Below are 15,959 nucleotides of genomic sequence, written 5' to 3'. Positions count from 1 at the left end.
ACTTATATGGACTTTTTGTTGCACTTTTTGGTTAAATGTGGTAAATTTAGATTAAGACAAAATTAATAATAAATGACAACGAGGACAAGCAGTAAAAGGAATAGTTGACGAGTTAGTTGGAGTAATGAGAAAGAGGGAGAAAAAATGAAAAGACAGTTAAAAAGATGGATCAGTCTGCTTTTGGTTTGCCTGATGCTGGTAAGCTCGATCCCGTTTAATGTTCTGGCACAAGAACAGCAGGCCGCCGCACCGGTTGCCAACGAGACGGTTGATCAGACAGAGTTTAGCGGGGCGACGCCGGATGGCGAGCTGCCTGATGCGGCATTTACGGCTCCGGCAGTTCAGCCGGAAATAACGGTGCCAGATGCCACCGTCCAAAGCGACCAGAGTGTGGTGGCGTCGGAAAGCATTACCACCGCAGAAACCGAAGATTTGGACGTTATCTTAACAGCAGATAAATCATCCCCACAAAACCGCAACACGACGGTCACCTTTACGGCCACCGCAACCGGTGGCGTGGCGCCCTACAGCTATGAGTTTACGCTTGATGGCGAAACGGTTGTGGCAACGACCAATGCAGCCACCATCGAGTTAACTGCGGCCGGCACCTATAATATCGAAGTGACCGTAACCGATGCGACTGAAGGTGAGGCCGAGACAGATTCTACTTCGCTTAGCTATGTCATCAGAGACAATCCGCTGGTAAGCCTAACCATTGATCCGGATCAAACCAGCAACCATTATGTCAATGAACCAGTCACCCTCCAGGTGGCTGTTGATGGCGGAACCAGTCCGCTTAGTTATCGTTTTTATTATCAGCTGGGTTCGGCGTCAAAGGTCGAAATTAAAAATCCCACCATCAACGATCATCTTGCCCAGGTAGCCTTTACACCAACCAAAGCTGGCAGTTATAGTCTGTCAGTGGAAGTAGCTGACAGCAACTATCTCAAAAAAACTGAAAAAATCAATTTAACGGTGCTGGCTCCGGTTTCAGCCGGAAGCTTTACAGCGGATAAACCCTCGGGCCAGAATGTCGGCACCACCATCAAGCTGACGGCCAACGGCAGTGGCGGAAAAGCCCCCTACACCTATGAATTTAGCTATCAGTTAAGTGGCGACGAAAACATAGTTCCCATTGATGTCGAAAAACTGCCAACCGCCAATACAGTTGAGTTCACCCCCGAGACCCCCGGTATCTATACCTTTATTGTGACAATCAAGGATAACGGGGGGCTTGAAGATAAAAGCGTAACTAAATCGATCAGTGATTTTCACATCGTCAATGGTCCGGTTATTGAAGCCTTTACGGCCACAAATATCAGTGATCCAAGTAATCCCGAAAAACCGACCTATGTTAACGACACAATTCGGCTGAAAGTAGCTTTGGCAGAGGATACCGGTAGCGATGGGGTCAAATACACCTATATCATTAAAAACGGATCAAAAATCATCAAAACCGTTACCCAGGCCGGGGATAGCTATGATTTTACACCAGACAGCCCGGGTACCTACAACTTTACGGTCAAGGCGGTCGATTCTGACAATTTATCAGATACTGAAGCCACCAGTCTGACGGTCTTAAAAAACGTAGCGGTGACCCTTAAAACGGATAAACCCTCCGGCCAGAAAATCCACACCGACATTAAGCTGACAGCCGCCGCCAGTGGTGGCCAGGCCCCCTACAGCTACCAATTTGAATATGTCTATCTGGATGAAACCAAGGTCTTGCAATACGCTTCCGAGACCAAGACTGCAACATTTGTCATCCATGATCAGGATAAAACCGGTTTGTATACCCTGCAGGTTAAGGTAACCGATGCCAATGGCTTACAATCCAGTGCGGATATAAACAATTATTGTATTACGAATCCACCGGTGATTGACAGCTTTAGTGCCGACCCGGTCAAGGGCAGCACGGTCTATGCCGGAGAAGCGATTACCCTGGCAGCCTCAGTTACCGAGGGCACCGGTGAAGGTGCGCTGACCTATATATTTACGGACAATGGCGTTGACGTAACCGAAGATCCGACGTCAGCAAGTAACACCTGTGTTATCCCTTCGGCAACTGCGGGCAGTCATACCTTTGAGGTGACGGTTTCCGATGGTGTGACCACGGTTAAACAGAAAATTACCAGCTACAAGGTGACTGCTGGGGTCGAAGTCACCAGTTTAAAGGCTGATAAGCCCACCGGCCTGATCGATGGCGATATCATTCGCCTGACCGCCACCGGCAAGGGCGGCGTCGGCCCTTACAGCTACGCCTTTTATTATGATTTTGACGATGGAACTTCGCCAAAATCGATAAAAAATCCCGTCAGCTTTACCGATCCCAAGTCAAAAACCGTCAGCCAGAAACTGGCAGCCGGGGAATATACCTTTTATGTGGAGATAACCGATAAAAACGGTGAGCCCAGTAAAAACGGCATGGATAAGAAAATGGTTGTTAAGGTTACCGCTCCGCCGATTATTACCGGATTAAAGGTCACCGATCCAGCGGATGCGACAAAGGAATTGACCAGTTCCTATGCCGGTGATACGATCACCTTAACGGCAACAACTGATTACACAGATGATCTGAGCTACACCTTCTCCTATAAGGTCGGTTCCAAAACAACGATTATTACGGATGAATTGGATGACGATGGCGTAGCTGACGATAAAACAGCGAAATTTAAGCTACCAGCTGCCGGCAGCTATACCTTTGAAGTCAAAGCTACCGAAGATAAAGTGGACGGTTTAACCAGTCCAGCCGTAGCCTTGCAAAAATTTACGGTCTATAAAGGCTTTGCCGTAAAAAGCCTGACAACCAGCAAGCCCTCGAGCCAGAATATCAATACCGAAATCAAGCTGACTGCGACCGCAGCGGGCGGCCAGGCGCCTTATACCTATGAGTTTTTAAGAAAAGCGCCTTCAGATGCCGACTTTAAGGATATTACCGGTGATCCGGAAAAAAATTACGTCATCGATAATACTACCTCAGAAGCAGGTAACTATACCTATAAGGTCGTGATCACCGATGCCGGCAAAACAAAAAAGGATGAAAAGACTATCGATTTTACATTCACCAATCCTTTTACGGTTACATTAACGGCCGATAAACCAAGCCAAACCGTCTATCAGGGGGATACGGTTCCGCTGACGGCGACGGTTGACACCGGCGCGGATACAAACACACTTGATTATCTGTTCTACTGGAAAATGGGCACCGAAACCGGTGAAATCGCATCTTTAACTGCAAAGACTGAACGAACCCAAACGGCCGATTTTAAACCCGAGGCCCCCGGCAGCTATACCCTCTTTGTTGATGTCATTGATGCGGTTGGCACCGTCAAAACTGCAAAAATTGCCAGCTATCAGGTGCTGGCAACCCTGACGGTTGACAGCCTCGTCGTTGATAAAGAAGCCCCCCAGAATATTGGCACCACGATTAAACTGACCGCCACCGGCAGCGGCGGAAAAGCGCCGTATAAATATCAGTTTTATTATCAATTAGAGGGATCAGATTGGGAACCGCTGGGCACCATAACCACATCCAAATCGATCAATTATCGGCTCCATAAAGTCGGGACCTACAAATTAGGCGTCCGATTATTTGATGCCAATAGCACAAGCGAGGAAATTAACAATGCGACTGAACCTGATGCTGACTCCGTTTATCTTGACTATGTGGTGGTCGACAAACCAGTCATCACCAGTTTTACCGCCAGCCCGTCGTTAAAATACTATGCCGGGGAAGCGATTACTTTGAAGGCCGCAGCCAAAGGCGGCAGCGGTACCTATACTTATGCGTTTTCATATGTGGATAGTGAGGGTGCGACAATAACTAAAGAGGTTGAGGGAGCTAGTTCATCCGCAACCGTAACATTTGAAGATGATGTAACTACAGCAGATATCAATGAAGCCATAACAGCAGCCGGGACCTACCAATTCAAACTGATAGTAACGGATGAAGATAACGATGATCCCGATTCAAATACGGCTGAAAAGACCCTTACCTACACCATCGTCAACAAACCTGCTATTAAAACCTTTAAGATCGACAATAAGACCGGGGAGGTGACCGTTAAGAAAGGCACCAGCATCAAACTGACGGCATCGGGACAGTATGGCATCGGCACCTATCAGTATAAATTCTGGTATAAAGAAGATAAAGATGGAGCTGTGCCAAAAATGATCCGCTCTTTTTCAGGCACTCCCACTTTCACCTACCGACTCCCAGCAGAAGGAACATACATATTTTATGTTGATATTAAAGACAGCAAGATGATAACTGATGGTACTGTTGAAGAAAGTAAAATGGTTAAAGTCACAGTCACTGAATAAATCAATTAGTTGCATCAGCAGAAGGGACAAATAATGTACACAATCGACAAAACAGAGTAAGCGTGAAATACAGCCCAAATTGAAAAGCAGTCCAATTGATGAGACAATAATCTCACCAAAGGACTGCTTTTTTACGTTTGATGGAGAACGATACAGTAGCTCAGCTGATCTCAAAATAAAGTGAGTCATTTTTATTATTTGCAGAAAAAGCTGGCACACAAAACGCCACACGTTGTTTTTTGAAACCATTACGATATAATGAATAGAATAAGTTGAGATGGGAGAAATTGAAATGGAAAAATCAAAAATAAAGTGGCTGATTGAAACAGTTCTGATGATGCTTTTGGTACTGGTTTGCGCATCACCAGTCAGTGCCGAACTGCAGACGTTTCTGGTTCGAACGAATGATGGGAGCTATTACGAGTACAATCATGTTGAGCTGAATAATTCCTACCTGAGTGAACAGATCACGCCGGGTGCGACCGGCGGGAAAATGTACCGGCATTTCAGTGGTTTGCTGAGTGATTCCGGTAAAGTTGTGGGATTGGGCGATAGTGCAAAGGGTTACATGGACTATCAATCGGTGTCAACAGCCTTTCTGAAAGCTCAGCTGCAGGCATTACCCTTTGATGTCAATCAGTATTTTGCTGAGGATAGTGCCAAGCGGATGGAAACCTTGGTTGGGCATTTGAATTGGGTTGATATTGACGCTCGGGTAACTGCGGCAACCTATCCGGTATCACTGGGGGAGATCATCCGGGAAGAAGGTGATATGGAAAGTACGATCAAAATTGAGTTCACACCGGCTGAATCCGGCACAGCGGTAACGCTGACAGTTTTGCCCAAAACAGGGATGCAACTAAAGACTGATTCTTTAAAAGCGATCACCAGTCATGGTAGTGTTTGCCTATTAACTCCAGGGGTTGGGAAAACGGCGACTTTCACCATGCCGACCGATACGGTTCTGGTTTCAGCAGCCTTTGAAGGGATTCCCGTTGTTGCCTACAATGAAGCTGGGACATTTGGCCCGACAACTGGTTTAGAAACACTTGACAGTAATGTTTGTATCAATGTTCCTGGCGTAATTTTACAGAATCTGCATATTACCGGGGATCTGACCATTGGCGAAGGGGTTGGCAGCGGCGATGTCAGCCTGAATAACGTGACGGTCGATGGCGATACCTTTGTCCGTGGTGGTGGTAAAAACAGTATTCACATCAATGGTGGCAGCTACAATAAGATCACTGTTGAAAAAACGGCCACTGGTGAAGTTCGAATTGTCGCAACCAATGCTGAGGGGCTTGAAATTGTAGTCTCAAATGATGCCACTGGCGAAGATATTATCCTAGAAGGGGATTTTTCTGATGTCACCGTCAATGCCCCGGATGTGGTCATTAAAACCCAGGGTGACACCACCATCGAAAAAATGAATGTGGCTGAGGCGGCAACTGGTTGTCAGGTTAATCTGGCTGAAGGAACACAAGTTAAAAGTGCTGTTCTTGAAAGCGGGGTTGATATGAAAGGAAAGGGCAAGGTCGATAGCGCTGAAATCAATTCGGATGGAGTTAAATTTGAGACCGCTCCGGTAAAACAGCAGGTAGCCGAAACAGTGACTGTGCCACCGGTTGTCACACCGGTCACCCCGCCGCCAACCCCGGATCCTGTGTATATTCCGGCAACGAATGTCACGCTCACGAGCGCAGATATTTATGATGAAGTGAAAGTTGGCAATACCCTGCAGATAAAAGCGACGGTAGAGCCGGTTAATGCCAGTAATAAGAAAATTAATTGGACAGTTCAAAAGGATGGCGATAATCCGGGTAAAGCAGAAATAAATACTGCTGGTGTATTAACGGCTAGAGAAGCAGGATGGGTCATAGTTATCGCTAATAATCCGGCATCAGACATTGAACAGATGATTTTTATTCATATTCTAACTGCAGATGAATGGAATATCCGCCAGTATCGGGATTCAATGGCAGTCTATCCGGCAAAAGACGAAACGGGTCAAAAGATCATTGCCAATTTTACCGGTCTTTCCGATGAGGTTCAGGCGGGTTTAGCGAGTTATCAGGCGGATATGGAACTGATGTTTAATCGTCAGCTGGAAGATGGGGAAGAACTGAAAGTGACAGTTGGCGGAAAAGATTATACGATTTCAAAAAATATACTAACGGCAACGGCTGGTTCTTATAGCGAATCGTACCCGTATGGAGTAAAGTTATCTGATTTAGAATATTTTTTATTTGGCTATGATCCCCTGACTTCAGATCAGTCAGGCTCTTGGGAAATATATGTTGCTGATAACAATGAGAGTTTAAAAACAGAAATTAAGCTCAGCAGCATGATGATGGTCAGCAAAGGTGCAATGGATACCGATGTGATCTTTATGGGCGGGCCTTTAAAGATCTTTACCGCAGCTGTTACAGATTATTTTGATTCAGTCAGTATATCTGGCGGATATGATCCGAAAAATCTAGAAATAACGGTCAGTTACAATGGCATAAAGGAAGCGTCAAAAACGGATTTGGCAGGTTACTATGCTGATGCGATGATCCATCTTTTCCGGCCATTGGAAGACGGCGAAGCGGTTATCCTAAATGCATTTGGCCAGGATTACACCATTACAAACAAACAAGTGCCGGAACAGGATATTCTTTTATCAAAGCTGATTGGTCTGGAGAGCTATACAGATGCGAATCTGGCGATAAACCAGAGCAATTCATTTGAGATCAGTATTAAAGATAAAACCTTGCACTCGGCGCTTGACGTATCGGCCGATGCGGTGCTGGTAAAAGGTGAGGAGGTTATTTCCAAAGGTGATCCCTATGGTTTTTGGGTTTGTACCAAAGGGATACTGGCCTATACGGAGTCTGTTCTGGCAACGGTAACTGAAAATAAGCTTGAGGTTAATTTAACTTATCAGGATGGCTTGACTGTTGCGGAAAAAGCCGGGTTAACTGGTTATTATGCCGATGTTGAAATTTGTCTTGGTCGCCCTCTGGAAGCGGATGAATCCCTGACGATTAAAAGCTTTAATAAGACGGCAACCGTCACAGCAGCAGATCTGCCAAATCAGGGGCAGTGGTTAAAATTATCCAAAATACTGGAAACAGCCCCGGAACTGGCGACTGAGCATAAAGGCTTATATCCCATTCAGGTGACAAACAACACGCTAAAGACCAATCTGGACATTAATTTTTATCCGGTTTTAGTTAATTCAAATGATAATATGATCCATTTGCTAAATATCAATTGTGAGAAACAAGCATTATTGAAAATAGCAGCGGGCGAAAACCAGGATCAACCTGAAAACCTGACGGCTGTTGCCCCGACAACCGTTGATGGGAGTGATGGCAAAATCACCGGGGTGAATGATCAAATGGAATACCTGGATCCGAGCAACGGCTATTGGACAAAAGTCGCTACTGGAATAACAGAAATTACTGGACTAAAAGCTGGAAACTATTTAGTTCGATATGCAGGTAAGCCGGGAGTCAATGCCAGTGAATTGGCTTCTGTATGGGTGCCGCAGCCAGCATCCGTGCCGGAGAGTTTGAGCTATGATCAGGCAACGGATCAGGATCTGGAAATCCCGATTAGTTTTAATGGAAATATGTTAAAAAATATAACGGATGGGAGTGATGACCTGCGGGATATGACAGATTACACAGTTGATTATGAAAAAAGCAAGGTTGTTTTAAGCAGAGAGTATCTAAAAAGTAGAGCGGTTGGATCACTTAACTTGAACTTTGAGTTTTATGGCATGACCGATACCTGCGGGATTGATGTTAAAAAGCTAGGCCTATGTGTTGCGGTCTCGAAATTAGTTAATGTGCCCGACGATGCAAATAAAGATTATTGTCAGGGAAATCAGAATGCTGTTGAGATAAGTCAAAGCAACAATTGCGTGAACATATATGGGGATTTGGACGTCTTAACAGCGTATACATCAACGGATGGAAGTCAGGCGCAAGAAGCGAAGAAATGGATTGGTCTGATCGTTGATACGGGTGAAGACAGCATTATTGGTGTGAAATACGGAGATTACGAATTTAAAGATAGTGATGTGACAGAAGCAGACAGTGTTTTAGCGACAGCAGGAAGCTTTGTGCTTTGGATTGATGCCGAAGCGGTGGCGACAAATCCAAAAACCTTTGCTTTAAGCAAAGACGGAATGAACTCTACAACCATGACGATTAATTTTAAAGGCGCAAAAACAGAGTTTTATCAATCTTTAGTACCAGAAAAGAAAGATATTCTGGTTAGTCTGTATAAAGCGAACCCAACAAGTTATATGGTAACTTATGATGGGATTGAATTGAGTTATGACAAAACTTTTGGAGGTTTCACGGCTGAAATAGATATAGACACGGATGAGAGTAAGTTACCTGTTATTATCAAAAAAACAAGCGAATAACAAAGGAATATCAAGAGCGTTGGGATTAAACAAGAAATAGAATCATAGTCAATTAAAAGTATCGCTGCTTTTAATTGACTATTTTCTTTTTAAGAAAGTTATTCTTTTGTCGTTGGATAAAGCTCCATTAGTTTTGTTTTGCAAAAAAACATGTCACACAGGTTGCCACACCTTGTTTTTATGAAAAATTAAGATATAATTAAGAAAACAGTTGAGATGAGAGAGGTTGAAATGGAAAAATTTAAAACAAAGTGGTTGTTGAGGGCAATCCTCGGAGTGGTATTTTTACTGCTCTGTACGTCATCGGTCAATGCCGAATTGAAAACGTTTTTGGTCAGATCCATTGACGGAAGTTATTATGAATATAACAGTGCGGATTTAAACAACTCCTATTTGAGCAATCAATTAAATCCGGGCGGCAGTGGTTCGAAGATGTATCTTCATTTTGAAAACCAGCTGAGCTCAAAGGGAAAAGTAATTGGGCTGGGAGATACTGTAAAAGGCTACATGGACTATCCCCAGACAGCCATGATGCTGCTGAAGTATCAGATGTGGGGTAAGAGTTTTGATATTAATGCCTATTTTGCTTCTAGTGAGGGGGTTAAACTGACGGAGGCGGTTACCAATGTCAAGGTGGTTGATAAGAATGGGAATGTTGGGGGAGGCGGAGGAGATGACGATGCCAGTTTTGCGGTTAAGATCAAAACCGATGGATTTATCTATGATGCAGCTACCAACACCTATTTATGTGATTCAAAAATTGATTCAATCAGTGGGACAGTCGCTTCAGAAAATCCGATGAAAGATTTGAGCTATAAACTAACGGATGATAAAGGTAATGTGTTAAAAGAAGGTAGCTTATCTCCAGCGAAAAGTTGGACAATTAATGACGTCGGTCTGTTTTTTGGAAAAAACACCTTAAATGTCACCGCCAAGGACAACAGCAGCGTATCGGTGTCTTCTGAAATTGTAATTAATAACATCAACATGGAAAATATGGAAAGTCTTAAATTGGATGTAAATGACAACGATAAGGATGGGCTATTAAATTATCTTGAAAACTATTATGGTACCGATATCAATAAGGCCGATACCGATGGAGATGGATTAAATGATGGTTTTGAAATTGTAATCAGTAACACCGATCCGCTTAAAAAAGATACGGATGGGAATGGCGTTGAAGATGGCAATGAGGATTTTGATGCCGATGGATTGAACAATAAAAGTGAACAGGATAACAGTGGAGATCCCTATCTGACAGATACCGATATGGATGACTTGGCGGATGCGGATGAAGTGAAATATAAAACAAAATTGGATAATTATGATACCGATGGGGATTCGTTAAAAGACGGTGAAGAAGTGACAATGGGACTCGATCCGCTAAAACAAAAAACGGATGGTGTCACTCTTGACAATGAAAGAACTTTCGAACAAATATTAAGCACAGAAAATATTGAACCTGTTTTAATCGCCGATGACAGTCCGGCAAAACCATCGCTTTCAGGTGGTGCTACCGGAAATTTAAATACGGGCACATCGATTTCAGTGTCGAATAATGATGTCTTGACTGAGAATCGGACGATAGTCGGAGAGCCGGTGGAAGTCGCATCGGCATCGGATTTTGGTGCAGATATGAAGTTGTCTTTTCAGGTGCCTTATGCAACACCGGATAGTGGTGAAATCATGGGGACAATTAATGATGCAGGAGAAATTGTTCCGATTGATTCCAGCTATGACAGTGCCAGCCAGACAATATCCACCAATATCAGTGAAAATGGTACTTACTTTGTAATGGATGGTTACGCCTTTTTAACGGGGCTGGGCATTGATCTGGATGTTGGCAGTGGTATTTCAAGTAGTGTCAGCAGTGAATCAACTCCAGTTGTAGAACCCAAAACGCCTGAGGAAATTGAAAAGTCACAATCTAATGATCCATTGGTCAAACCTCAGAGTAATAAAATTAGCGTAAATAGCGTGACTGATGCAACGCAAACTGAAATAACGGATATAACGGAGATAACCTCTAAAACGGATTCGTCCTTGTCAGAAAGTCTGAGTGCATCATCTACTTCAGGAAAAGGTCAGGCTGAAATAGTTTTTGTTCTTGATACGACCGGTTCGATGGGCGATGAGATTTCAAATGTTGCGCTGAACCTGAACCGCTTTGTCGATATCCTGACAAAAGACTATAACATCAATGCAAGTTTCTCAATCGTTAATTATCGGGACATAACCTGCGACGGTTACGATTCGACACATGTTATCAAAAATAATGTTTCCAACTGGTTTAACAATAGTGAGATCACCAAGTTAAAAAATACGATCAGCAGTATCACGGTTGATGGCGGCGGTGATGAGTCGGAAACGACAATAGATGGTCTTGAGATGGCGCGTCAACTTGACTATTCCAGCACAACGAAAAAATATATGATTCTTTTGACTGATGCCGACTTTAAATCTGAAAACCGCTATGGCATTGGTTCAATGGATGAAATGATCAGCAAATTAAACGCCGATAACATAAGTACATCAGTGATTACCTCCTCTTATGGACAGGAGACCTACCGTAAATTGTATGAAGGAACCGGCGGCGTCTATGGAAATATTTATGATGATTTTTCCAGTGTTCTGGAAGGAATAGCGAAATCAATTGGGAAAGAAGTGGGGACAAACTGGATCACCTTGGATGGCACTTATGAAACTGTCCAATTGAAAGCTCCACTTACCGCAGGGAGCACAACGGATTCTGATAGTGATGGAGTGCCTGATAATAAAGAAATTGCGAATATCTCAGGAATTCAGCGTGATTTGACCCCGACAATCAGAGCGACTTTGACACGAATGAATAAAAATTGGGAGACGTATCTAGCAGCTGGAGGTAAAACGAAGATCACGACTTATCCTTATAAATCGAATCCGACAAATGGCGATACAGAGGCTGATGGAATTAATGATAATGAGGACACTGCACCAAAGACTAAAGGACTGAAAGATGGGATAGTCGGAGCGTTAAAGATTTGTTCTTATGGTGTGGGTCCTAGTAGTTTTGGTGCCCTTTCCGGACATGCATTTCTTGCATATACGAGCTTTGTAAATGATACTACGTCTCTTTATGGTATAAAAGTAGATACATATGATGACCGTGCAAAAGAAGGTGATATAAGGAAAAACAGGGCTGTATGGAACCACATTTCACTTACTTCAGATCAAGTATTGACGATTGGCGGCTGGGCGGGATGGTTACCGGATGAATTAAAAGGTACCTGGATAAACAATGAATTGATGCTCTTTGAAAAATCTGGTTTACCATCCGATCAACGATCTCTTACTCATTATGTAACGCAAGATGAGTTTGACAAAATAGCTTCACTTACTAAAGATCATTGCAAATGGACAGAGCTTTATAATTGTTCTGCATTTGCTGAGGATATATGGAATGAAACTTTTAAAGATAATCTGTCTGCCAAAGGCTACCTGATGTTCAGCAATCCAGCTTCATTAAGTAATAACATTGAAAAACGTGATGGGTATAAAATAGCTGACCCATTACATGCTGAAAGACCTTATTCTAGTTCACCCGGAGGTGGTGGCGGTGGCGGCGGATGGAATATTTTGAATAGTGAGGTTAACTGATGTCAGCTCAGTTAGTTTTAGTTATGCTCCCCAATCGTATCCGATATAAGTCAATAAAACGCTGCTAGAGAGTGAATCTAATGAAAAAACGACGTAGACGTAGAAACATGAGGACTTCTATATCTTTGCGCCTCGTTATGCAAAAACCACATAAAGAGTCAGGAATCCCATATTGTTGGGGATTATCGGTGTTCTCGTTATGTTAATCTGGGAATGCAGGTTAGACTACGATTTTAGTCCAGGAAAAAAATTATTACATATACCTTGCTTTCCGCCTGTTTTGCTTTAACGTTTATTTACAAATATTATACAATTCACAGGTGTGAAAATTATATAGCTATGCGTAAAAACCCAATGCTAGCAATGGGGTTCGGCATTTCGCAAATGCCTTAATTAAAATTAAGAGTAGGATTTGACTATTATGCGAAGAATAATAATTATTATAATAGTTGCGATAGTATTTGTTGTTAGTATTATTGGAATTAGATTTATTCAATTTGATGCTAATTCTCAAAACATTCGTTTAACTAACGTGCAAATTAACTCTTCAAGTATTACATTTGAAATTGTTCGGCTCGATAGTGGTTTCTGTTTAAAAGGATATAAGTATGATGTAAACAACGATACACTAACAATAAGATTTTATGGAACAATGTTCAAAGATTTTGCAATGTCGGGTTCAGTACAGACAATTGATATACAAAATGCAACTCATATTAATAAAATTGAATTATGGATGCCAAATGAAGCTAATATTACCGTATGGGAGAAAAATTGAAAAATAGCAATGGAGTGATATCATAAAAATGCAGTCCCAAATATCAAGGAAATGAGGTGAAAAAGAAAGAAAAAAGGACTGGAAAATTATGAAAAAAGCATACAGTGAAGAAGAACGCTTTGAAGCGTTAAAACACAAACCAGTTGCAGTTCTTGATGGTCCCTGCCATATTGTGGCCCTTAAAGATCAGAGCAAGGGCTATCTGGATTATCAGGCCGCGGCAACCGCCTGTCTGATGGCACAGATGCAGGGAAAGACTTTCAGTATCGGTGATTATCTGGGCGGCAGTAGTGCCGCCGGCTTTTCGGTTACGGAGAGTATGATTAAAGTAATTGACTCAAACTTCGCACATAATAATCGTCTAAAACCATTGTAATTCCGATGTTACGGGCATAAAAATAGCATGAAAACACCAGATTTGTTATAATTGAATTAGCGAAAAACAAATAAACAACCTGGAGGCTCATGCTATGAAAATTATAACACAAACCTGCGCAGACTTGAATTCTAATTCTAAACTTGTTACACGTTTTAAAAAAAAATATCAGGTTGGCCTGCTTTTAAAAACATGTAATGCTTATAAAACCAAAGGTTTTTCAGTAATTTCGGTTTTTGAGTATCTGTTGAGTGTCATTTTTACCAACCGATCGATGTACATGAATTATGTGACCAATCACCATTGTCCAGAGTGTGGAAAAGATACGATTTATCGCTTCATGAACTCCCCCAAAATCCATTGGCAGAAGTTTACCACGTTGCTGGCCGCCCGGGTGACCAATCAGAGTCTTACCAATGAATCCCGGGAAAATGTTCTGATTGTAGATGATACCCTGTTTGAGCGAAACCGCTCGAAAAATGTGGAGCTGTTGTCCCGCGTCTTCGACCATGTGAAGCATCGCTATACAAAAGGATTTCGCCTGTTGACGCTGGGGTGGTCTGATGGGAACACCTTTATTCCGGTTTCAGGTTCGCTGTTGTCATCATCCGATGATAAAAATCTTCTGAACAAGGCTGATGACAGTCTGGACAGACGCAGTATTGCAGCCAGACGACGAAGCCAATCGGGACGTAAAGCGACGGAAGTGATGCTTGAGCTGATTCAATCCGCCCTGAAATCAGGGATCAGTGCCAGCTATGTGCTGTTTGATACCTGGTTTTGCAGCCCATCCTCTCTGATTGCCGTAAAGAAAATCGGGATTGACGTGATTGCCATGGCAAAGAAGACACCCAAAATTCACTATCTCGTTGATGGCGAGAAGAAATCGGTCAAAGCCATCTATTCATCCTGCAAAAAACGTCCGGGGCGATCACGATACCTGCTTTCAGTGGACGCTACTATTCAAAATGACGACATCACGATACCGGTCAGACTTGTCTTTGTCAGAAACCGGAATAAACGAAATGATTACCTGATTCTGATTACGACCGATCTCACCCTTTCTGAAGATGACATCATCCGCATTTATGGAAAACGCTGGGCTGGAGTGTTATCATAAAAGTACAGTCCCAAATTGCAAGGAAATGAGGTAAAATAGAAATAAAAAGGACTGACTAATAATGAAAAAAATATATAGTGCTGAAGAACGCTATGAAGCGTTGAAACTGGCAAATGAGATTGGCAACAAAGCGGCAGCAGAGCGATTAGGTATAAAAATCGATACATTATACACATGGATCAGCAAAGCTAAAAGTGGAAAGGTTGGTTTTTGTGATGATCCAGGGAATATCCCACTAGCAGATCCCAATCGTTTAAAGCAGCTCGAAAAAGAGCTACGGGAAGCAAAAGAAGAGATTGAGATTCTTCAGGATGCGCTTGGTTTTTTTGTCAAGCGCCGAAAGAAATAGCGAAACAGCAGCGTATGTCATATATTACCGACCGCCGGGACCGTTGGCCGGTTGCCCTGCTCTGTCGTACGCTTGGTGTCAGCGAATCGGGTTACTATAAATTTCTGCGATCAAAAAGCAAACCGGATAAGCACGCAAATCTTTTGGCGCAAATCTATGAATTAATTCAGGAAGACGAAGAAAACGCCAATTATGGTGTTCGACGTATTTATGATTATCTTCGATTAAATCGGGACTATCATGGGAGTTTAAGGACAATCTACCGGATCTGTAAAGAAAATAATCTGATGATCCGCATGAAGATTAAACCCAATGGGATCACGAAAGCCGATGCCAAAGCGCAAAAGTCTGAAAACCTCATCAAACAGGATTTCACAGCGGAAGCGCCGAATCAAAAATGGCTTACTGATATTACAGAAATCCCCTGTAAAGATGGAAAACTTTATCTGGCACCCATTTTCGATTGCTATGACGGCAGTATCCGGGGCTTCAGGATGGATGACAACATGCGGGCAGACCTTTGTGTTGAAGCGTTTCAAAACGCCTGCAGAGATGATGGTGCCGAAGGAATGATCCTTCATTCCGATCGGGGCACGCAGTTTACCAGCCAACGCTTTCGAAAGGTATTAAAAAAAGCAAATGCCATCCAGAGTATGAGTGGCACCGGGCGTTGTTATGATAATGCCCGGATGGAAAGTTTTTTCGCAACGCTGAAAAAAGAGAAGCTCTATAAAATTAATACCAAAAGTATGCCCATGGTTGAAGTCAAAACGATTGTTCATCGCTACATCCATTATTACAATCGTCGACGAATTTACAGTACAAATAATGGCTATCCACCGCTAGTTTATCGGGGGCTTTTTATCGACAATCACCAGCTCGCTGCATAGCATTCAAAGTTTTGATGATTGTTACCGACGATGAGGGCTGGCTATTCTATAGGGACTTGGATAATTC

General features: G+C 42.9%; 8 protein-coding genes. All 8 read left to right on the top strand.

Annotated features, from left to right (window positions below):
• Positions 1–144: 144 nt before the first annotated feature.
• Positions 145–4,323: a hypothetical protein gene (locus BI182_RS13160; protein WP_286808520.1), complete on the top strand. Its 4,179-nt coding sequence runs from the start codon at positions 145–147 to the stop codon at positions 4,321–4,323.
• Between the two features lie 292 nt (positions 4,324–4,615).
• Positions 4,616–8,743, top strand: a complete 4,128-nt coding sequence (locus BI182_RS13155) for a X2-like carbohydrate binding domain-containing protein (RefSeq protein WP_286808519.1) — start codon at positions 4,616–4,618, stop codon at positions 8,741–8,743.
• Positions 8,744–8,974: 231 nt separating this feature from the next.
• Positions 8,975–12,379, top strand: coding sequence for a vWA domain-containing protein (locus tag BI182_RS13150; RefSeq protein ID WP_286808518.1), 3,405 nt, complete (start codon positions 8,975–8,977; stop codon positions 12,377–12,379).
• Positions 12,380–12,800: 421 nt separating this feature from the next.
• Positions 12,801–13,157, top strand: coding sequence for a hypothetical protein (locus BI182_RS13145; protein ID WP_286808517.1), 357 nt, complete (start codon positions 12,801–12,803; stop codon positions 13,155–13,157).
• Positions 13,158–13,245: 88 nt separating this feature from the next.
• Positions 13,246–13,533 carry a hypothetical protein gene (locus tag BI182_RS13140; protein WP_286808516.1) on the top strand — a complete coding sequence of 96 codons (288 nt, stop codon included), beginning with the start codon at positions 13,246–13,248 and terminating at the stop codon, positions 13,531–13,533.
• A 94-nt stretch (positions 13,534–13,627) separates the two neighbouring features.
• On the top strand, positions 13,628–14,653 hold the full coding sequence (locus BI182_RS13135) for an IS4 family transposase (RefSeq protein WP_286808514.1): 1,026 nt from the start codon (positions 13,628–13,630) through the stop codon (positions 14,651–14,653).
• Between the two features lie 61 nt (positions 14,654–14,714).
• The gene (locus BI182_RS13130) at positions 14,715–15,002 is read left to right on the top strand and encodes a transposase (RefSeq protein WP_070370131.1); all 288 of its coding nucleotides are present in this window, start codon (positions 14,715–14,717) and stop codon (positions 15,000–15,002) included.
• Positions 14,999–15,892 carry an IS3 family transposase gene (locus BI182_RS13125; RefSeq protein WP_286808561.1) on the top strand — a complete coding sequence of 298 codons (894 nt, stop codon included), beginning with the start codon at positions 14,999–15,001 and terminating at the stop codon, positions 15,890–15,892. Before BI182_RS13130 ends, BI182_RS13125 begins: the two co-directional genes overlap by 4 nt.
• Positions 15,893–15,959: the final 67 nt, after the last annotated feature.

Origin of the sequence: Acetobacterium sp. MES1 (assembly GCF_002237635.1) — a bacterium.
GTDB classification, from domain to species: Bacteria; Bacillota; Clostridia; order Eubacteriales; family Eubacteriaceae; genus Acetobacterium; species Acetobacterium wieringae.
Note: the sequence above shows the minus strand (reverse complement) of the source record. Positions and strands in the feature narration are given on the sequence as shown.

What these genes read in the sequence shown, in the direction of transcription:
- BI182_RS13160 (WP_286808520.1), top strand. Translation starts at nt 145, where the DNA reads ATGAAAAGACAGTTAAAAAGATGGATCAGTCTGCTTTTGGTTTGCCTG.
- BI182_RS13155 (WP_286808519.1), top strand. Translation starts at nt 4,616, where the DNA reads ATGGAAAAATCAAAAATAAAGTGGCTGATTGAAACAGTTCTGATGATG.
- BI182_RS13150 (WP_286808518.1), top strand. Translation starts at nt 8,975, where the DNA reads ATGGAAAAATTTAAAACAAAGTGGTTGTTGAGGGCAATCCTCGGAGTG.
- BI182_RS13145 (WP_286808517.1), top strand. Translation starts at nt 12,801, where the DNA reads ATGCGAAGAATAATAATTATTATAATAGTTGCGATAGTATTTGTTGTT.
- BI182_RS13140 (WP_286808516.1), top strand. Translation starts at nt 13,246, where the DNA reads ATGAAAAAAGCATACAGTGAAGAAGAACGCTTTGAAGCGTTAAAACAC.
- BI182_RS13135 (WP_286808514.1), top strand. Translation starts at nt 13,628, where the DNA reads ATGAAAATTATAACACAAACCTGCGCAGACTTGAATTCTAATTCTAAA.
- BI182_RS13130 (WP_070370131.1), top strand. Translation starts at nt 14,715, where the DNA reads ATGAAAAAAATATATAGTGCTGAAGAACGCTATGAAGCGTTGAAACTG.